Origin of the sequence: Microcoleus sp. PH2017_24_DOB_U_A (genome assembly GCF_020738205.1) — a bacterium.
Lineage (GTDB): Bacteria > Cyanobacteriota > Cyanobacteriia > Cyanobacteriales > Microcoleaceae > Microcoleus.
The window spans coordinates 37,693-58,467 of record NZ_JAEQCT010000093.1 but is presented as its reverse complement, the minus strand read 5'-3'; the positions used below and the strand labels follow the sequence as shown (position 1 = coordinate 58,467).

At 47.0% G+C, this 20,775-nt stretch carries 16 protein-coding genes; 6 read left to right on the top strand and 10 right to left on the bottom strand.

Annotated features, from left to right (window positions below; all coding sequences use genetic code 11):
- Window positions 1-331 precede the first annotated feature (331 nt).
- Both JGK07_RS24605 and JGK07_RS24600 read right to left on the bottom strand, forming a co-directional pair.
- Window positions 332-2,002 carry a CHAT domain-containing protein gene (locus tag JGK07_RS24605; protein WP_293198371.1) on the bottom strand — a complete coding sequence of 557 codons (1,671 nt, stop codon included), beginning with the start codon at window positions 2,000-2,002 and terminating at the stop codon, window positions 332-334.
- A 4-nt stretch (window positions 2,003-2,006) separates the two neighbouring features.
- Window positions 2,007-2,261: a hypothetical protein gene (locus tag JGK07_RS24600; protein ID WP_293198368.1), complete on the bottom strand. Its 255-nt coding sequence runs from the start codon at window positions 2,259-2,261 to the stop codon at window positions 2,007-2,009.
- Window positions 2,262-4,066: 1,805 nt separating this feature from the next.
- Between JGK07_RS24600 and JGK07_RS24595 the strand changes: the two genes are divergently transcribed.
- Together JGK07_RS24595 and JGK07_RS24590 are read left to right on the top strand one after the other, a co-directional pair.
- The gene (locus JGK07_RS24595; RefSeq protein WP_293243014.1) at window positions 4,067-9,697 is read left to right on the top strand and encodes a cadherin-like domain-containing protein; all 5,631 of its coding nucleotides are present in this window, start codon (window positions 4,067-4,069) and stop codon (window positions 9,695-9,697) included.
- A 440-nt stretch (window positions 9,698-10,137) separates the two neighbouring features.
- Complete coding sequence (locus tag JGK07_RS24590; protein ID WP_293185190.1) at window positions 10,138-10,263, top strand: hypothetical protein; 126 nt, start codon at window positions 10,138-10,140, stop codon at window positions 10,261-10,263.
- 54 nt (window positions 10,264-10,317) lie between these two features.
- Here JGK07_RS24590 and phnE read toward each other — a convergent pair whose 3' ends face one another.
- The 3 genes from phnE to JGK07_RS24575 form a co-directional block, all read right to left on the bottom strand.
- Window positions 10,318-11,070 (bottom strand): phosphonate ABC transporter, permease protein PhnE, encoded by a 753-nt coding sequence (gene phnE / locus JGK07_RS24585; protein WP_293243012.1) that lies wholly within the window; start codon window positions 11,068-11,070, stop codon window positions 10,318-10,320.
- A gap of 156 nt (window positions 11,071-11,226) precedes the next feature.
- On the bottom strand, window positions 11,227-11,967 hold the full coding sequence (locus JGK07_RS24580; protein ID WP_293185188.1) for a phosphonate ABC transporter ATP-binding protein: 741 nt from the start codon (window positions 11,965-11,967) through the stop codon (window positions 11,227-11,229).
- Between the two features lie 389 nt (window positions 11,968-12,356).
- Window positions 12,357-13,331, bottom strand: coding sequence for a phosphate/phosphite/phosphonate ABC transporter substrate-binding protein (locus tag JGK07_RS24575; protein ID WP_293185187.1), 975 nt, complete (start codon window positions 13,329-13,331; stop codon window positions 12,357-12,359).
- Window positions 13,332-13,527: 196 nt separating this feature from the next.
- On the opposite strand from JGK07_RS24575, the gene JGK07_RS24570 reads away from it, so the two are divergent.
- The 4 genes from JGK07_RS24570 (at window position 13,528) to JGK07_RS24555 (ending at window position 15,662) form a co-directional block, all read left to right on the top strand.
- Complete coding sequence (locus JGK07_RS24570) at window positions 13,528-14,511, top strand: threo-3-hydroxy-L-aspartate ammonia-lyase (protein ID WP_293198362.1); 984 nt, start codon at window positions 13,528-13,530, stop codon at window positions 14,509-14,511.
- A gap of 56 nt (window positions 14,512-14,567) precedes the next feature.
- On the top strand, window positions 14,568-14,873 hold the full coding sequence (locus JGK07_RS24565; protein ID WP_293185185.1) for a DUF4090 family protein: 306 nt from the start codon (window positions 14,568-14,570) through the stop codon (window positions 14,871-14,873).
- Window positions 14,874-15,127: 254 nt separating this feature from the next.
- Window positions 15,128-15,397: a prevent-host-death protein gene (locus tag JGK07_RS24560; RefSeq protein ID WP_293198360.1), complete on the top strand. Its 270-nt coding sequence runs from the start codon at window positions 15,128-15,130 to the stop codon at window positions 15,395-15,397.
- Window positions 15,384-15,662 (top strand): type II toxin-antitoxin system RelE/ParE family toxin, encoded by a 279-nt coding sequence (locus JGK07_RS24555; protein WP_293185183.1) that lies wholly within the window; start codon window positions 15,384-15,386, stop codon window positions 15,660-15,662. The genes JGK07_RS24560 and JGK07_RS24555 overlap by 14 nt, the downstream gene beginning before the upstream one ends.
- A gap of 129 nt (window positions 15,663-15,791) precedes the next feature.
- Here the strand turns inward: JGK07_RS24555 and JGK07_RS24550 are convergent, their stop codons facing one another.
- From JGK07_RS24550 to JGK07_RS24530, 5 genes are all read right to left on the bottom strand, one after another.
- Window positions 15,792-16,211, bottom strand: coding sequence for an EamA family transporter (locus JGK07_RS24550; protein WP_293185182.1), 420 nt, complete (start codon window positions 16,209-16,211; stop codon window positions 15,792-15,794).
- A 94-nt stretch (window positions 16,212-16,305) separates the two neighbouring features.
- A complete protein-coding gene (locus tag JGK07_RS24545) occupies window positions 16,306-17,220 on the bottom strand; it encodes an NAD(P)H-dependent glycerol-3-phosphate dehydrogenase (protein WP_293198358.1) in 915 nt (304 codons plus the stop codon).
- Window positions 17,221-17,334: 114 nt separating this feature from the next.
- Window positions 17,335-17,775, bottom strand: coding sequence for an NUDIX hydrolase (locus JGK07_RS24540; protein ID WP_293198355.1), 441 nt, complete (start codon window positions 17,773-17,775; stop codon window positions 17,335-17,337).
- Window positions 17,776-17,912: 137 nt separating this feature from the next.
- Entirely contained in the window at window positions 17,913-19,139 is a 1,227-nt protein-coding gene (locus JGK07_RS24535; protein WP_293185178.1) for a glycosyltransferase family 4 protein, read from the bottom strand.
- A 26-nt stretch (window positions 19,140-19,165) separates the two neighbouring features.
- A complete protein-coding gene (locus JGK07_RS24530; protein WP_293185176.1) occupies window positions 19,166-20,737 on the bottom strand; it encodes an MFS transporter in 1,572 nt (523 codons plus the stop codon).
- Window positions 20,738-20,775: the final 38 nt, after the last annotated feature.

Genomic DNA, 20,775 nt, shown 5'->3' with positions numbered 1-20,775 from the left:
TTATTCCTGTAGTTTTAGGACTGTGGACTAAAATTACTAACGTAGATGTCTAACATTGACTACTTTTGGGTAGCTTTGTCCATGTTTTTACGAGCGGTAAATTCACTTAAGGAATAAGAATTAAATAACTTACAATTTTTATTCTTCTTGTGGGATGGGCGTCCCGCCCGTCCTTTCTGGACGGGCGGGACGCCCATCCCACAAATATGTGTAAATTATTTAATTCGCGATCCTAAATGAAACGTAAAATACAGCTTGCACTCAAGCTGGCTCTGTTGCTCTTCTTCCTTCCTTTTAGATTAAGTGAACTGTTTGATGCCTTCTTCCTTCTTCATTCTGCTTGGTGGCGTTCTTGCAAGTAATTTTGCGACAGGGGAGTCCGTACCGCCGGCAGTAACTCTTCTGGTTTCGTGCCTCGTTGCTGTGAGTGCCGCCACCCAAACAAGCCAGCACTCACAGCAACGGGGAACAAGCAAAGCATCACTACCAGACATTTTTGCAATCCCGATTGTTTGAACGATTTCGGAGTCGGTGTAGTTACCCGAGTTGCTTGGATCGCCGCCGACTCAGAATTAGGAATAGAGTTCGGTGAATTAGCAGCAGAAGACCGATCGCTCTGGTGAACCCAATCCCTGCGATCTTTTAATTGGTCGGGAAAATATTCCCAGACTTCGCCGTCATCTGTGTCTGACTCCTGCGGTTGATTGGCTGCGGTTGGCGGGTATGGGGCGATCGTCGAGAGTGCAGGCGGCGCCTTCCATTCTGTACCCCCTCCCGCCGACGGCGTTCCCGGTAGGATTAAATTTGGCACCGGAGAACCGGATGGGCCGCTTTGGGCTGGGGCGCCCGTCAGATAGCCGTCAAAGTCCGGGTGCTGGTAGAGAATCGGCAAAGCCCAGTATAACTGGTGAGAACCGTAGGCAGAAATTAGTCCCGCCCTGGCCCGACTCAGGCTGAGATCGACTGGATAGCCTTGATTCAGGTTGCGGTAAAACAGTCGCGTCAGAGTTAGGGCTACATCGTCGGGAATGCTTTCTGCCATTGCTAGCACTGCCGGAATGCCCCGCTTGATTAAGGCTGCGGTTAAATTGCGTTCCGAACTGTCCTCGCCGATGTCTGAGGGGTCGCCGTAGGCCCCGCGGCAGGAATTGAACACGGCCATCTGAATGCCGTTGTTAACCAGCAATCCGGCTAAGTCGTCGCCGCTCAAGGTTTCGGTTAACCCGGTGCGGCTGCTGACTAGGTAGAGTTCGCCACCTCTGGAACCTAAGTTGCTGTGGCCTGCGTAGTGCAAGACTTGGTAGTGTCCTTGTTCTAGGGCTTGAGTAAGCTGTTCTCGATCGGGCTGTTCGAGAATCGTCAGTTGAATTTCGGAGTGTGGGCCGTTTTTGAGGGGATTAGCGCTCCGGTTTTGCAGTTCTTGTTGCAAGTGGAGCGCTTCTCGTTTGAGCTGCAAGCTGTCTCGATCGCTCGGAGAGGCGATCGCCACTAAAATTTTTAGCGGGCCGCTGCTGGGTACCACCCGGGTTTGTTTGAACAAACTTGTACCTGGTTGGTAGCGGGAAAACACGACATCGGTGCCGGTTGCTAAAGGGCGATCGCCCGCGTGCAGCACTTCCCACGGCAGCCGCGGCAAGTGCCTGCCTTTGAGTCCCAGGCGCAGTTGCAGCACTTCTCGGCGGTGCTGGGCGATGCCTTGAGCGCAAGTCCAGCTATCGCGCAAGTTTCCTTGAAACAGTCCGCTGTATAATTGTTGCCCCAGGGCTACTAAATTCGGCGCTGAGTTTTTTGTCGATCGCCCTGTGCGACCGGCAGCACCAGTTCCTTGGAACACGCCCACCATCGGGTCATTCATCAGTTGAGCAGACAGTGCCAGCCATTGGTCGATCGGCCAGCGGACTTGTTGCTCTGCTAAGGGTACACCGGGTGCAACCTTTTCTGTCCGCACTAGATATTCGTCGTCCCCAACTGGGGTGACTGAGAGTTTAAATTCTTGGCTCACCAATTTAGCGCCCCCCCGCCTCAAGTCTGAATGTGCCTGCGTTTTTGCAGCTAGCAATCGCGATCGGCCAACTAATTTTTACTCTTTCAATCAAAGTTTCTGAATGCGCTTCCCCCGATCGGGCGATCGCTGGGATCAAATATATTTGTTCAAACACTTTGAGGCTATAAAACTTGTACTTTAATAACAGTTTATTAGTTTTGATTGCCCTATGGCTTGGTGAAAGCCGAATTTTCTCCAATCTTGCTATTTTGAACATTTTGCACCTCTACCGCAGACCCCTTTACATTCGTCGGAAACTTGAGTTTGTCATTGCTCAGTAAAGTTAAATAGGAGGCACTTTACCAGGCGGATCTCTAGTTCTTATTAAGATTACTTCAGCTATCGCCCACCTGTTTCAGGGCAATATCGCAGGCAATTTTGAGTAAATTTTTGGCGGTAGCGATCGATCGCTGTGTCCTCACCACTTATCCTCTACCATCAACCCCCCATTTCAAATCTTGATTTTGTGTCAATTAATGAATTGGTCAGCCGGCGAGTCCTCATCCGTAAGCCCTGAGTCCTCATCCATAAGCCCTGAGCGGCGATCGCTAATCGATAGAGCGACCCTCTAAAATTCCTCATCGATTATTGCTAATTTACCGCTTCTATGTTAATGTTATTTTTTTGTTTAACTGTCTTAATCTAGCTAAAGTGAAGCAGGAAAAATAAAGTCAAGTGTCCGAGAAGTTTTCAGAATACAACTGCTATCGAATATTCCAGCCCTTTCCAGCAACCAGGATTTTTCTCATCTAGAGGACTGAGCCTCATCCAGCCTCTTTTTCGGTGAAATATTGGGAAAAGGCAACCATAAACTTACAAATAAACCGGGTTTATCGTGTCCACCACGGGTCATTTGCGCTCAAAATGCCGATCGAGCTTGTAATTTTAACCAAAAACAATGCCACTTTTCAGTTGACAGTTGACTGTTGACAGTTGACTGTTGACCGCTTGAGGGCTACCTCTCCATAAAAGGAAGAGGATTGAAACAGTGAAGAATTTTGTTTTATTTCCCCCTAAAAGGAGGAGGCTTTAAACCCATTCTTCTTGGCAAAAATTAATGCAATTGTAGGCAAGGTTCAAGACAATACAAAATCTGTCATTACTAATCTCAAATTTAAAATCTCAAACCTAAAATCGTATAAATTATGTGTTTATTGCTATGTGTTATAGAATTTTACAAGAAAGAATTAGTCGAAAGCCGGAACCCGGAGCGGGAGAAATTAAAATCAGGCTATTCATTACTCCAATACTCGGACTTTTCGGTAGAGGCCGCTCTCAAACTGTCAACTGTCAACTGTCAACTGTCAACTGTTGAAAATCTGTATTGAGCCAGATATTATTGGGCAGAATTGCTATTTTGTTCTAAAATACAAAATCTTATCAGTTCGCGAGGCTGGCTCGAATTCAGATAAACTTATACGACAGAAAATTAAAACAAATATTTGCCGGGGCGAATCATCTAATTTATTTATTAATCATCGGGAACTAAAATTAGGAGCGTACAGTCACTGGCAAAAGAGATGCAAATCCTAAGTCAGGGAAGGATTTGTCAGAGCTGGGAGTGTTACAAAAAGTTAAGGCAACTAGGCTCGATCGCAGGAAAAGCAAGGTAAAATTTGGGTAATAAAGGTTTTGGGTAGTTATGTGGGAGTTGTCAGTTGCGAGTTTACATTCTGCAAATCCACTGTAGAAATTACGTAGAAAATCTACAATCCGGCCCATTTAGGCGCGGCTTACTGTAGAAATTACGGATAACATCAAAAGCGAGTTGCGCTCCGGCGCAGGACTTGGGGTGTATGTCGCGGCTTAATTATTTGGGGTGGGCAATTGCAGAATATACAACTCGCAACGGATGGAAATAACCCCTTGCAGTTTAAATAAATAGCATCTATAAACAGAAAGGTAGGACATCAGCCGCTCTAACAGGCGAAAGTATGAAGTTGTAAAATTATGCTTCTGCTACATCCTCCTTGCTGATAAACTGACTCAAAGAAACTCAGCCCTTTTGTGGAAATATCAAAGATGAAAGAAGAAATGTTGGAAAATGTATCGGGAACACTTTTTCCAGATCGAGATGAAACAGAAATTTCTGACCTAAAAAAAACCACTTTGTTTTCACAGATCGCCCTGGATGATGAGCAGCCAAAACTCGTGTTTTCCCCCAGCGAGCTCGATCGACTCGCCGATTTTCGGGATGCTAGTGCTATCAATTCCGATAGCGGGTTAGGCAAGTTAGTTGACAATGCGATCGCACAAAACAGCGGCATCACTAGCGGCAAAGTTCCGAATCCGCCTAAGGACGAATCCCCCAAAGTTACTGATGATAGCAGCAAAATTCCTGAATTGAGCGGTGTACCCGAAGAAGGTGCGGGCGACAAAAAAGACAAAGACAAAAAAGATGACAGCGGTAGCGATCCGCAGACGATCGAAGGTACCGATGGCGATGACATAATTGTTGCCACGGGCGCTAACCAGTCGCTCTACGGCAAAAGAGGCAAAGACAAACTCAAAGGAAAGAGTGGCAAAAATAAACTCTATGGAGGCAAAGACGGCGACGATTGCGAGGGCGGCGATGGCGATGACGAAATAAGAGGCGATCGCGGCGACGACAAGTGCGACGGCGGCGAAGGCAACGATACCCTCTACGGCGGCAAAGACAACGACACTCTTTCTGGTGGCACCGGCAACGATACCTGCAAAGGCGATGACGGCGATGACTGGGTACACGGCAACGACGGCAAGGATGACGTTGACGGCGGCAGCGGCAGTGATACCGTCTACGGCGGCAAAGGCGACGACACCTGCAATGGTGGCGAAGGCAACGATACTGTCAGGGGCGATCGGGGTAACGACAACGTTAACGGCGGCGAAGGCAATGACACCGTTAACGGTGGCAAAGATAACGATACCGTCATCGGCGGTGCTGGCAATGACGATTGCAGCGGCGACGACGGCGACGACACCGTAATGGGAGGCAGCGGCGACGACACCACAACAGGTGGTGCCGGCAACGACAACGTTAGCGGCGACGAAGGCGACGACAGCGTTGTCGGCGGCGACGGCAAAGATACCTTGATCGGTGGCGAAGGCAACGACGCTTGCAGCGGCGACGAAGGCGACGACAGCGTTGTCGGTGGCGCCGGTGACGACACCGTGATGGGCGGTACTGGCAACGATACCCTCGTTACTGGCGACGGCAATGACATGGCAGACGGCGGCGATGGCGACGACAGCGTTGTCGGCGGCGGATCTGGCAACGATACGCTGATGGGTAATGCTGGCAACGATACGATCGTTGGCGGTACTGGCAACCATACCTGTAGCGGCGGTGCTGGAAATGACGTTTTTGTCATGGATATGGGTAACAATACCACTCCCGGAAGTTCCGTCATCACTGACTACGCAGACGGCTTCGACAAGTTTCTACTGTCTGGCAGCTTGAACTTTAGCAGCTTGTTGTTTGTACAAGTCGGCCTCAATACCGAAATTCGACTCAGCAGCAATCAGTTGGTGCTGGCACTATTGTTGAATGTTAGCGCCACGATTCTCAATGCTGGCGACTTTTTGGGAGTTAATGGTAGCTCTCCAAGCCCAAGCCCAACTCCAACTCCAACCCCAAGTCGAATAGTTAGTACCCCTCCGCGATCGCAAGCCAACAAAACACTCACTGTCGGTTCCGACGGCTTGCCACAAACTATTACTGGTGACTTGTTGAAGTTTGTCGATAACGAGCAAAGTGCTAGCGAAACAGTCTTTAAGTTAACGGAGCTCCCTGATGCTAAAACCGGGAAACTATTCTTTAAGGGAGTAGAGGTAACACAAGTCGGTTTGAGCTTCACTCAAGTAGACATTAGCCTCAATTTGTTAACTTTCCAAGCTGTAAAAGGTTTTAGCGGTGCGGCTAGTTTTGGTTTTGAAGTAAGCGACGGCAGAAATATTGTCACCAGCCAACGTTTTAGCTTCAATGTCGAGCAAAATATCTTTAATTTTGCTGGCAATACAACTCCTCAAGTGATTGTCGGTTCGCTCACGCTAGATAACGACATCGAAGGCGGCGACGGCGACGATACCATTACAGGCGGTAACAAGACCAACAAAATTAAAGCAAACAAAGGCAAGGACAAAATTAAAGGTGGCGATGGCGGCGATAACGATATCGACGGCGGCGATGGCGATGACGAGATCGAAGGTGGTAAAGGCAAAAACAAAATTAAAGGAGGTAACGGCAAAAACAAAATTAAAGGTGGCGATGGCGGCGATAACGAGATCGAAGGTGGCGATGACGATGACGAGATCGAAGGTGGTAAAGGCAAAAACAAAATCAAAGGAGGTAAAGGCAAAAACAAAATCAAAGGCGGTGATGGTGAGAATGATATCGAAGGTGGCGATGACGATGACGATATCATCGGTGGTAAAGGCAAAAACAAAATCAAAGGAGGTAAAGGCAAAAACAAAATCAAAGGCGGTGATGGCGATAATGATATCGAAGGTGGCGATGACGATGACGATATCGAAGGTGGTAAAGGCAAAAACAAACTCATCGGCGGTATTGGCAATGACAAAATTAAAGGCGGCGATGGCGAGAATGAGATCGACGGTGGCGAAGGAACCAATACTCTAATTGGAGGCGCTGGTAAGAATCGCTTTATTTACAAAGTTTCCCGCGAAAAGATTAAAACAGTTCTAGATGCTGACTTAATTACTGACTTTAAGGCTGATGAAGATCTCTTAGAGTTGTCTGCCGCAGCTTTTGGCAATCTCAGCCTTACCAGCTTGACTCGACTGGCGATTACGGCTACTTCTACTGTTGGATCGATCGGCAGTTCTAACTTACTCGACTTCAGCGCCGATATCACCGTTACCAGCATCGCCACTTTGCAAGCGCGGTTTGCAGCTTTGGGCGGCAACAGTGACGCACCTACTTTCTGTCAGTTTACAGATGCCGAAACTAACCGTTCCGTGCTGGTATTTGCTGTTGGGGCGCGCTTTGAAATTGTCACCAGTTTCTCGCTGAAATTTAGCCTGCAAATCAGGAACTTTGTCTTCAGCGGCCCGCAACTAAATGTTCCTGTCGGTACTTCCGGCCCTGACAATTTAAACTTCGGCACTTATCCGGCCGCAGTTAATTTCAAGGCTTTGGCTGGCGATGACAACATTGTCGGCAGCAACTTTAACGATACCATCGACGGCGGTGACGGCAACGATACCATCACCGGCGGCCTCGGTGCTGATGTCCTCAGCGGTGGCAGTGGCACAGATCTGTTTGTTTACAACACAACTAAAGAAGGTGGCGATAAAATTGCTGATTTCAAATCTGGAACAGATAAATTCCAGTTTGTATCGAGCGAATTCGGCAATGTGACTACTACTAACTTTGACGGTGTTAGCGGTTCAACTCCTGACATTACCGGCAAAGAGTTAGTCATTTTCACTGGCGGAACCTATGCCAGTCTCGAAGCGGCACAAGCTAAGGCTACAGGAAGTTCTACAACTCCTGGTTTCTTCGCATATAACAATGCTGCGAACGAAACGGTGTTGGTGTTTGACTCTAACGGTACAGCACCAGGCGGTTTCACAACTGTTGCGAATCTGGGTACTGCGGCGGGGACTTTGGGCACAGCAGACTTTGTGTTTACTGGTGCGATCGCAACTTCTCCGACTGGTACTTCTACAAATTCCGGCAGCATTGTAGATTTAACTGCTGCTGGGAATACCTATCCGAGTGCGAGCAATAATTTCGGTTCAGGTGTTGGCGGTTACAACTTCAGCACACCCGTCTTATTTACCGGAGATGCGAAGGCTAACAATGTCACTGGTACTCAATTTGCTGACATCTTCAGCGGTGGTAGCGGTGCAGATATTCTGACTGGCGGCAGTGGTGCAGATATCTTTGTTTACAATTCTCCCGGTGAAGGCGGTGATACGATTACTGACTTTGCCTTTGGGGTTGACAAATTCAAGTTTGTCAGTGGTGCTTTCGGGAATTTGACTACTACTAACTTTGACGGTGTGACGGGTTCAACTCCTGACATTACTGGCAAAGAGTTAGTGATTTTCACCGGCGGGAATTATTCGACTGTGGAAGCGGCGCAAGCTAAGGCTTTGGGCGGTTCTACAACTCCTGGTTTCTTCGTATATACGAATACGAACAGCGAGACGGTGTTGGTGTTTGACTCGAACGGTACAGCGGCAGGCGGTTTCACAACTGTTGCGAATCTGGGTACGGCTGCGGGAACTTTGGGCACAGCAGACTTCTTGTTTACTGGTGCGACTGGTTCTGCTCCGACTGGTACTTCTACCAACTCAGGTAGCGTTGTTGATTTAATTGCTAATCCGGGTACTTTCCCGACAACTGGAGTTTACAACTTCGGTTCTGGTGCGGGCGGTTACAACTTTACCACTCCTGTCTTGTTTACTGGCAATTCAACTGTGGCGAATAACGTTACTGGTACTGAGTTGGCTGATATCCTCAACGGTGGTGGCGGTGCAGATACGATCGCTGGTGGCGGCGGTGCAGATACTATCACCGGTGGTGCCGGTGTAGATATTTTGACTGGCGGTTCTGGTGCAGATATCTTTGCTTTCAAGGCTCCCGGCGACGGCCCGGATACGATTACTGACTTTACCTTCGGAACTGACAAATTGCAGTTTGCTGCGAACGCTTTCGGCAATTTGACTTCTACGAATTTTGTCAGTGCGAGCGGTTCAAATCCTGACATTACTGGCAAACAATTGGTGATTTTCACCGGTGCCAATTATTCGACTGTGGAGGCGGCTCAAGCTAAGGCTGTGGGTGGTTCTACAACTCCTGGTTTCTTCGTATATACGAATACGAACAGCGAGACGGTGTTGGTGTTTGACTCGAATGGTACAGCGGCAGGTGGTTTCACAACTGTTGCTAATTTGGGTACGGCTGCGGGGACTTTGGGCACAGCAGACTTTGTGTTCACAGGGACGATCGTTGCTTCTCCAACTACCCCTGCTCCGACTTCTGGTAGCATTGTCAATTTAGTGACTAATCCGGGTACTTTCCCGACAACTGGAGTTTACAACTTCGGTTCTGGTGCGGGCGGTTATAACTTTACCACTCCTGTCTTGTTTACTGGCAATTCAACTGTGGCGAATAACGTCACTGGTACTGAGTTCTCCGATATTTTGAACGGTGGTTCCGGTGCTGATATCTTCAACGGTGGGGCTGGTAATGACAGCATCTCCGGTGGTGCTGGTAATGACAGCATCTCCGGTGGTGCTGGTAATGACACTTTAATCGGCGGTTTGGGAACAAATGCTCTCAGCGGTGGATTGGGTTCTGATGTGTTTGTGTTCACCGGAACTACTGCTGGTGGCGGGGATATCATTACGGATTACAGCATTGTTGATGATGTAATTAACATTGACAAGATTGCTTTTGCCGGGTTGGGTTCGGGGCCTTTGGGTGTGAATTTCTACCGGTACAGCAGCACTGTTGCTACTGTAAGCGCGATCGAGTCATCCTTGACTTCGCCGTCGATTATTGCTCTCTTCGATAGTGCAGCTAATACTACTAAGCTGTATTACGATAGCAACGGTTCGACGGTTGGTGGCAACAGTTTGTTTGCTACTGTCAATGTCAATTTGGGAGTTTCGGGTAATTCTGAATTGTTCTTGTTCTAAACGGCAAGAATTCTAATCTGAATATCAAGGGTATGCACGGGGATACAGCAATGCTGTATCCCAACAAGATAAGGACACGGCAATGCTGTGTCCTTGTTTTGTTGTTGTTGATTTTCAAACAATTTAGTGGCTTTATTTTGGGTATGGAAACGGTACTACCCTGTCTTTTTTTGTGGTGTTGTTGATGGTGGATACGATCGCGCGATTGCCTTTTTGGGGATTTGTGCGATGGCTTACGCCCCGCTACGCTACGCCGGGATACCGATAAATTGGTAGGGGTGAAGCATTCGGGCGAGAATAGTTGATTCCCAACCTACCATCCAATACCCGAATGCTTCACCCAGCCCCCACAGACAAGTCATAATTACCAAATATTGGTCAACCCTTGATGCGCGAGAGTCAATGAATATTTCGCTTTTGGACAGAAAATCTTTGGTTTTTTGTTAAGGTTTGTCGCCAAAATGCGATCGCCCCTACGAGTAATTCGATCGACTTTTGGGGGAAATGTGCGATCGACTATTAGAAAATTAACTCTTCAACCCACGGAGGTGGGTTTGTCTGTGTAGACGCGGTTTCAACCGCCGTCTCTATTACTGTTGAATGATTTTGAATAATTGGTATTACCTCGTTTCCAACCGCTGCCGCCATTTGCTGCTAATAACATCGATCGCAGTCACGACAACTAACAATACCAACATCATCGTAGTAGCCTTATTGTATTCAAAAGCTCGAATATAATTGACTAATTCAAAACCAATACCGCCGGCGCCCACCACACCCAACACCGAAGCCGCCCGAATGTTGTATTCAAACATCCACAGCGTGTAACCCAACGCTAGCGGCAACACCTGGGGGAAAATGCCGTATTGGGCAACTTGCAGCCAAGATGCACCCGCCACTTGCAACGATTCGATCGATCGCGCTTCCACAGACTCGATCGCCTCCTGATAAAATTTAGCAAGATAACCTATAGTATAAATTCCCAAAGCCAAAGTACCAGCAGGCGCGCCCAAACCAGTCGCGGATACAAACAGCAATCCCAGGACAATTGAAGGAACCGATCTCACCGCATTTTGCAATAAATTAGCTAGCCATTGCAACCACTTTGGTGCTATATTGTGGGCGCTGCAAATCGCAATCGGTACGGAAAAAATTGCGCCGATAGTCGTTCCCCACAAGGACATTTGAACTGTTTCGATTAAGGCATTAATTGCAACATCTATAATTTCGAGATTTGGGGGCCACAAGCGGGACATAAAATCTGTCATGTATGGCCAACTGCTAGCCAATGTTGTGGCATCTATTTCTAATCCCTGCAAGGCCCAGCCATAAATTACAATTAAGATTGTTGTAATACCTGGGGTTTTAATCAAGCTATATTTTTTTGAGAAGTTAGTTGATTTTTTTTCGATCATTTCAGTTGGTTTTAAGATTTATGTACGGCTATTTTTTTTGTTTGATGAAGGGGCTTTTTTTGTGAACCGCAGAGGGCGCAGAGAACACAGAGGAAGAGGGGAGAAGAGGGGAGTTCACACTGCTAGTTTGGGCGGTGTTAGTTTGCTGAATTTGTCGGACAGGTTGTGACATTTGCCATCATAGACTATCTGACCGGCATCTAGGACGATCGCTCTTTCTGGATATCTGCTTGCCATTCCTAAGTCGTGCAATACTACAACTACTGTCATCCCTTGTTCGCGGTGCAGTTTAGCGAGGATTTCCATTACTTGTTGGGCGGCGATTACGTCTAATCCGGTGGTGGGTTCGTCTGCTAGTAAAATCTGGGGAGATTGGATGAGGGCGCGGGCGATCGCCACTTTTTGCTGTTGTCCGCCGCTGAGTTGTCCAGTTTTTTGGTATGCTAGGTCTTGCAGTCCGAAGTTTGCCAGTAATTCAAAAGCTCGATCGCGCTTTTGCTTAGGAAAACCCCACAGAGTCTCCCAAGTATTCAATCCTCCCAAGCAACCACACAGCACATTGTCGATCGCAGGTAGCTGTTTAATCAATCCGCCGCCTTGAAAAATCAAGCCAATATCGCGCCGAATTCGCCTCAATGTGCGCGGAGTTATTACTGTATCGTTAATTCTAATTTCTCCGGTTTTGACGGGAACTAATCCGACAAATGAACGCAAAAGTGTGGATTTTCCTGCACCGTTTAAACCCAGCAGCGCTACAAATTCGCCCTGTTTTATTTTGCAATCAATTCCGTTCAAAATCGGGCGTTTTAGCGAAGTTGAATAAGCTGTTTCTATTTTACTGCATTCGATAGTCATAATAAGAAGGAAGAGGGAAGAGGGAAGAAGGAAGAGGGAAGATTTTTTAATTGTCTTCGCGCGAGAATGAGTAAGAGATACACATAAAAATTTTAGTTTAGCTGACTTTTAATTGGCTGTATTAACTTGGTAAATATTTGTTGATAAACTTTGCCCTTAATATAATTTACGATCTAACTGTTACAATAAAATAGGTTTGTAGTGAGGACTTTAGTCCTTCTTTTTCTGAGGACTAAAGTCCTCACTACGAACCTTTGTTTTACTGTGTAAGGATTTTTGTCCGGCTTTTTTTGCGGACTAAAGTCCTCACTACGAACCTCTGTTTTAGTGTGTAAGGATTTTTGTCCGGCTTTTTTTGCGGACTGAAGTCCTCACTACGAACCTTTGTTTTATGGTTCGAGTTTAGCGCGCTGCAAAGCTTGGCGCAAGGTTGCCAAATGGCGCGCATGATCGACTTTTACTAATTTTTGGGAATTGTACAAACTGCGGAACAATTGATTGTTTGCAGGTTCGTTCATTTTCATGAAAGCATTGATCAGTTTTTCGCGCATCGGTGCCGGAATGCGATCGTCAATTACAATTCCGTGGGCTGGAACTCCTGGAATCTGCTGCAAAACTCGCAATTTCTTGCCTTCTTCTGCTGTAATCCAAGGCGGTAGTAAAGCGTATTCGGAAACTGCTGCGACTTCTGCTTGACCTCTTAAAACTGATTGCAAAGCGCTCCCGTAACCATCGCCGTAGGTAACATTTCCAAAGAAACTTTCGAGTCTATCCGGGCCTGAGACTAATCCTTGACCTACTAATTCTGAGACTGGGAAAATAAATCCCGAACCGGAAGTTCGAGAAGTGAAAGCCATTTTTTTACCCTTCAATTGTTCGAGGGTTTGCTTTGCTGAACCTTTGGGGCGCAGCGGACTATCTTGCCGCACTACAAATACAGAATCGTAGGTATTTCCGCCGGAATAATCGCTGCGAACTTCTGCTAAATACATCCGCGCTTTGGCTAATTGTTCTGCTTTTAATGCCGCGCGCCCTGCTACAAATGCGACATCTGCCCTGTCGGCCCTCAAAGCTTCTACAGCAGCGGTTTCGTCGCCGATGACTGCATCAATAGGAATTCCCATTTCTTTGGATAGTATTTGCGCTACTTGATTGGCTTTGTTTTGCAAGTCTGTAGCATCTCTGCGGTTGGCAAATACGATCCTAATGCGACTTATAGCTGCTTGTGCTGTTAAATCTCGCTCGCCCTTTGGTGCTGTTTGCGCGATCGCCTTCTGCCCAACTCCGACTGCATTCGCTGTCAAACCCGCTAGCAGCAACAATCCTGCGCTAGCGCTTGCTAGCACTTTAAACTTTGCATTCATCAATCGATCTCCTAACCTAACCTAAACTATTTGATAATTAATTGCAATAATCTTCAACTTATCCTACAACGCTTTTGGTAATTAGTTGCAATAGTCTATTGATAATTATTTCCGATATGTCATATCATCAAAATTGATTAAGCTTTGATTCTATGTATGATATAATGCCGCCCAAGCACCCCAGGCAGAAAAAAATATGACAGCCAACCTTACCGATAAAAATGCTTTGCAAGTCTGTTTTGCTGATGTGGAGGCGGCGGCAAAACGATTGCAGGGCAAAGCTTTCAAGACACCGGTGCTGACTTCGCAGACTGTAAACAAACAAACCCATTCTCAAGTATTTTTCAAGTGCGAGAATTTTCAAAGGACGGGTTCGTTTAAGTTTCGCGGTGCTTGTAATGCTTTGATGCAGCTATCTGAAGCCCAAAAACACAACGGAGTAGTGACTTTTTCTTCGGGAAATCACGCGCAGGCGATCGCCCTTGCCGCACAATTACTCTCAATTCCTGCTACTGTCGTAATGCCAGCAGACGCGCCCAAAGTCAAGCAGGAAGCGACTCGCGGCTACGGTGCCGAAATTGTTTTGTACGATCGCACTCGCAATTCCCGCGAAGATCTCACCGCCCAAATTGCGAGAGAACAACACTTGACAATTATTCCTCCTTATGATGACGCGCGAGTGATCGCGGGACAAGGTACGGCGGCGATGGAATTGATCGCAGAAGTTGGGGAGTTGGATTTGCTGCTGGTTTGCTGCGGCGGTGGAGGTTTATTGTCGGGATGTGCGATCGCAGCTAAAACTTTGTCTCCCCAGTGTAAAGTAATAGGGGTGGAACCCGAGCAAGCAGATGATGCCGCGCGATCGTTCCGCACCAAAACGCTGCAAACTGTTAGCAACCCAGATACGATCGCAGACGGCGCGCGCACACCTTCTTTGGGGAAATTAACTTTTCCTTTGGTGCTGCATTATGTGGACGATATGGCAACTGTTTCGGAAGCGCAAATTCGCAATACAATGTTTTTTATGTGGGAGCGGATGAAGATTGTTGTCGAGCCTACGGGAGTGTTAGCTGCGGCGGCTTTGCTGTCTGGAGTTGTGAAAGCAGAAAATAGCAGAGTTGGTGTAATTGTCAGCGGGGGAAATGTGGATATTAGAGAGGTCGATCGCTTTTTTTCGTAGATGGGGATACTTCTCTGATAAAATGCTCCCACAACAAACTTTGATATCACAGCACAATGTCTTCAGAAACAAACTCAGCAGCTCAATCGACAACTGGTGCAGATGCGATCGATGTGGCGATCGCCTCAGGAATCGATTTTGACGGCACTGCGATTCCGAAAGCAAAATTAGACCTGTACGAGAAAGTAATGGGATTAGAAGCCGGAAGACAGCGCAGCGGCGTGTCGAACACCATGCGATCGCGCATTGTCCGAATTGGAGTCAAACACCTGCCTCAAGCAGAACTCGATCCAATGCTAATTGCTGCCGACTTTGCACCGCTAAAAGACAAAGAAGTTGCGTTTTATTACGGCGGTAAATAGAGCGTATTTATATCATTTTCGGTTGCATTCCTTGGTATGGTGCGTCGTTGCGAGATTTTCAAGCTGATTCCTAGATTTTCAACAGTGACGCACCTTACGAGACTGCGAAACTTCTCCCAGATGTGCGCGATTTTTCTCAAAAACCTAATTTTTTGCATTCAGGACTACTTTTGCAATCCCAAATTATCGATCGACCTCCCAACCCCTGCCGATTTTGCTTAAAATAGACATAACCCAAACTCATAACATCTGTCATGCAAAGCTATACCCTCGCAGAAGTATGTAATCCACAGGGGACAGTCTTTAACCGAGCTGCTGTGGAGCCAGTTTTACTCACAGATAAATCGCAGCCCAGCCACGTAATCATGTCCGCTGATGCCTATCAGGGCTTGATAGAGCGACTGATGGAATTAGAAGATATGCTTTTAGGTTCATCAGCAAAATCTGCTCTGAGTCAGTCTCAAATGGTTGGTACTAAAACCTTTGTAGAAACACTAAAACAACTGGCAAATGGCGAAACTTGATGGTTTACAAACAGTTCTCGACTTTCTCAAGGGTTTGCAACCTAAAATAGCGGCTCAAATTGCTAAAAAAGTGTTAGCGCTGAATGTCGATCCTTTACCTAATGATAGCAAGCAATTAATCGGATATCTGGGTTATTATCGGGTAGATAGTGGCGAGTATCGGATTATTTACAACTTTAATCCCGAAGAAGATTTGGTAGAAATTATTCTAGTTGGTAAGCGTAACGATGATGAAGTATACAAAAAATTAGAGCGCCTTTTCTAAAAAACTCATTCTCAGTGATGCTGCTCTAAATATTGGTAGGGTGCGTCGCTGCGAGATTTTCAAACTGATTCCTAAATTGTCAAGAGCGATGCACCCTACAATACTTTTTTGATAACTCCTATATTTCAACTAAGACGCAAGTATAACTGCAACTATGGCTAGCACAAGAGCGATAATTTGCGGGATTGTAATTGCTTCTTTCAGGAAGAAATATGATAGAAATACAGTAATTAGCGGGTACAGTGATGTAATGCTGATGACGCTGATAACTGGCCCGCTTTCAATGGATCTCAGAAAAATCACCGATGCTACAGTTCCGCAAACACCGATTAATAAAGCAAATACGATTCCTGTAATATTCCCCTCAAGACTCAAGTCTTTACTGCTGGCCAGAATAAATACTGTAGTTAAAATAGCGCCGATTGTTTCATAAACAAAAACTGTTTTATAGTCAATAGATTTAGTTGCTAACTTGCCAAAAAATCCCCAAAAGCCGTATAATAATGAACAAACGAGTGCATAGATTAACCAATTGGGTATTTTAACCATAGTTTCCAGAATTTAAGTAAGTTGTTTGGTGCTGGTTGTACTCGATTTGCGATCGCAGTTGATGAATTTTCGCTAATCGCCACCTGTACGGTTCTTAAATCTCCGGTTTCAAAGCACGTTCCATCAGCGATAAAACAGCTTGTTCGGGAGTAATTTTACCATTCAGCAAACGGTAAACTTGACTGGAAACAGGGACTTCAATCTCGCGCCGATCCGCCAAATCAATTAACACATTAGTAGTATTAACTCCCTCAGCAGTGCTCTGCAATTCCTGCAAAACTTCCTCCAAAGACTTACCTTTCGCCAATCCGAAACCAACCCGATAATTGCGCGACAAAGCACTATTGCAAGTAGCGAGTAAATCTCCCAAACCAGACAAACCATAAAAAGTTTCAGCGCGAGATCCCAAACGAACCCCTACCCGAATCATTTCCGGCAAGGCGCGAGTTAACAAAGCAGATTTAGCATTAGTTCCTAATTGTAAACCATCGCAAACACCAGCGGCGATCGCAAAAACATTCTTCAAAGTGCCCCCCAACTCAGTCCCCAAGGGATCTTGATTCACATAAACCCGAAAAATATCCGAACTGTAAATAGTTTGTACTTGCTTCGCCGCCGCTAAATCCAAACTCGCCGCTACCGTGGCAGCGGGTAATCCTCGCTGAATTTCTTCGGAAAGATTGGGGCCGGAAAGTACGACAATTGGATTATTAGGAAAGGCATTTTGCCAAATTTGAGATGGAGTGCGCGTCGTGGCGGGATCTAAACCTTTGGTGACAGTAACTATAATTGTACGGGGATTTGGATTTAAGGCAAGCAGGCGATCGACTGTTTCGCCAACTCCTTTCATCGAAACTGCCGAAACCACAACATCGGCGCCAGTTATAACCGATTCTAGACTAAAAGAACTGCGGCGCGACCACAAATTTACCCGATCGCCCTTTTTACCTCCCAGATTTGCCAGGGCCGAACCCCATGCACCTCCACCTAATATTGTCAATATTTTCATTGGTAATGGGTAATGGGTAATTGGTAATTGGTAATTGGTAATTGGGAATTGGGAATTGGGAATTGGTTATTTGGTTATTGTCACCAAAACATAACAACTGTCAACTGTCAACTGTCAACTGTCAACTGTCAAACGCGGCCGCAATCCATAATGACGGTAACGCCAATAATCGCGTAAAATGATATCGTGATCGAAACACAATTGCTCGGGAATCTGCCAAGACTCAAAAAGTTGTAAATTTTTAGCATCATCCGCAGCTTGAGGTTCCCCCGTTGCCGCAGCCAAGAATACAATACTAATAGTATGTTGTCGCGCGTCGCGATTTGGATCGGAATAAACGTAAAATTGCTCGATTAATTCTACATTCAAACTTGTTTCTTCTAAAGCTTCGCGTTTTGCCGCCGTTTCTACCGATTCCCCATAATCGACAAAGCCGCCGGGAATCGCCCAGCCGTAGGGAATATGCAGGCGTTCTATAAGTACGATCGGTCGCTGCGGGCGATCGACCAATTCGATGATAATATCAACTGTAGGAGCAGGATTTTTGTAAGTCATTCTGTTGGGAATTGGGCGAAGCGAAGCGGAGGGATTGAGAATTGGGCATTGAACTGGTTCCTAGGCAGAGCCTGGGAACCGATACCCAGAGGCTCTGCCTGGGGACGAGCATTCTTCCTTTTCTTGTTCCTGCTAAATCATGCTAAACCGCGAACTGGCACGCGCTGCCTCTGCAAAACTTCTGCATAAAGCTTTTCCAACTCAGTAATATTTTGACTGAGAGTGTAGCGCTCGATCGCCCGTTGGCGCGCTTTTTGGCCCAGCAGCATTCCAAACTCAGGATGATCGCAAAACAACGGCAGCAAAGTTAGTAACTGACTCCGCACCCGCTGAGTGTTCAAAACTATCCCCGCGCCTTCCTCCAACGCCTCGCCGTCAGCACCGGCATCCGTTGCCAAGCAAGCTAAACCGCAGGCCATCGCTTCCAGCAGCGACAGGGACAATCCCTCCACCAAAGAAGGCAGAATAAATACATCTGCACCGCGCAGAATTTCGATCCGGCGTTCCTCCTCGGCGACAAATCCGAGCCATACAATGCCGTCCTCTTCGCCGTAGGACAGTTGCAGCGAGGCGGCGAGGGGCCCGTCGCCTACGATCGCCAATACGTTGCCAGGGCCAAAATTACATTGTTTCCAGGCCTTCAGCAAAGCCTCAACATTTTTCTCGGGGGCAATGCGGCCTTGATATACAAATATGCGATCGGCTTTTAATTCCGACTTCAACCCCGAAGGCCCGGGCGAATACTTCTGGGCGTCTACGCCGTTGGGAATCACAGCTACCCGTTCTTCCGGCACTCCCAACTTCACCAAAATATCTCGCTGAATGTAAGAAAAGACGATCGTCGAGTCGTAGTTAGCCAAAAACGGAGCGTACAGTTGATACATCAGGTGTTGGGTTCCCGATGTCAAATTCCGCAATTTGCGATCGAACGGCGGGTGAAAAGTCGCCACCAAAGGCAAATTCAATTCCTGACAAATTTCCGGCAGCAAAAAGTCTAGGGGCGAAAGCGTCAGGGAAGCGTGAACAACATCCGGTTTCAGCCGCCGCAAAGACTTCATCAACACTGTGCGGGATTTGAGAGTTGGAATCGTATAAATTTGCGATTTGTAGTGACAGGGTAAAGAAACTTCGTTGCAACTCGCGGGCGAAAGCGAATTGGTATATGAAGTTGGAGTAATTCCACTTCCCCATTTTCCATTTGCTACGCTCCACGCGGCATTATTCCTGTCAATTTGGCCCGCTTCTTGGGCAAAGTGCAGGAAACTGACCTGGTATTCCCGGTCTAATAAGGCGTTAGTGACTTCCCTGGAGTAAGTTACATTACCGCAAAAAGGTGATTTTTTTCCTAGCCAAGCGATGTGCATTCGAGTAAATCAGAGTTTGTTATGTTTTAAATTCGATCGACTTTGCTATTAGTGCTACGGGAAATATACCAGGTTAAGACGCCACCTGCGATCGCCAATCCCGCTAAAGCCAAAAATACCGTCGGCAAACCCAGAAATGTTTCTGCTACTCCCGCTAAAGCTAATGGTAAACTCAAAGCGATATTAGTCGCATTGTTTTGCAGCCCGAAAACTTTTCCCCGCATTTCTTCTGGGGTTTCTGCTTGAATTGTCGTCTGCATCGGCACTCCCACCAACGAAGCAAACAAACCCAACAGGGTAATGAACAGCACCGAGATCCACAAATGGTGTGTAAATGCAGAAATACCCATCAGAGCAACTGCCATACCAACAGATCCGATTAAACTAAGTTGGGAATGAGAAAATTTGTGGCCGAGATAGCCGACAGTCGTCGCCCCAGCAGCCATCCCGACGCCCACCGCAGCCAGCAAAAATCCAAATTGCGACGCTTTCATACCGGGCAGGATTTCTGCCAGCCGCACCGCTAGAACTGCTAAGGCTGCAAAAATGGAAAATAGAATAATTAGTTGAATTAAAGCATTGCGGACTTTCGGTTGATCGTTGATGTAACGCAGCCCGTCTTTTAAATCTGCTAGGGGATGCGGCGGTTCGTGTTCGACTTCGTTTTTTTCGCCTGTTTTCATCGACAGCAACAGCACTCCGGCGAAGGCGTAACTTCCGCCGACTACTAATTCTTTGCCGATGCCGAGTCCGCCACCGAGATTGGTAAATAGAGTGTCGGCTAAGGCTAGTAAGGGTTCTCCGACTGCAAAGCCGATAATCACCGAACCCATCATGGTTGTGGTGTAGAGCGAGTTTGCCGATAGCAGGTGGCGGCGTTCAACAATTAAGGGAATTACTGACTGTTCTGCTGGGGCGAAAAATTGAGTTAGGGTGGAAACTAGGAATGTCACTAGCAGCAGCAAGCAGAATCCGAGCGGTAGTTGACCGAGTTCCCACCCGTCGGAGAGCCACAACAGCAAAGGCAATGTCAAGACGAAGCCTCCCCGCAGCAGGTTTGTGGCTACGAGCACTGCTTTTTTTGACCAACGATCGACATATACGCCCGCAGCAGCCCCAAATAACACCGCAGGTATGGTAAAGGCGATCATGATTGCCGATACCCACCTGCTGATGGTTTGATCTGGCGCTTGAAATCTGCTGGCTACCAGGGCGATCGTCAGTACGAGATAAACTTTATCTGCTAGTTGCGAGAAAACTTGCCCGCTCCACAGCGCTAGAAAATTTCGGTTTTTGAGCACCGGCAGAAATCCGGTTTGTTGCTCGGGAGTTTCGCCTGCTGCTTCCGCGAGCTCTGCTGCGGTTGCTGCTGTTGACAGCGCGGGGATGGCTTCTGGTTGCTGGCTGTTGCCGTTGTTCCAGTCTGTTTCTGGATTTGTGGGATATTTGTCCATTTCTGGGTCTTGGGCGTTACTCCATTGTCGATCGGCAAAGACGGGCGATGAGTTAAAATCTGGAAAATTTTCTCGTTCTTCCATCTTGTGGTGGGTCACAGCTAAAATAGATCTTCTCAAATCAGTATCGGACAGTCGCATCATAGGATTTGGGGTGGATCGCCTGGGATGGTTGAGCTTGG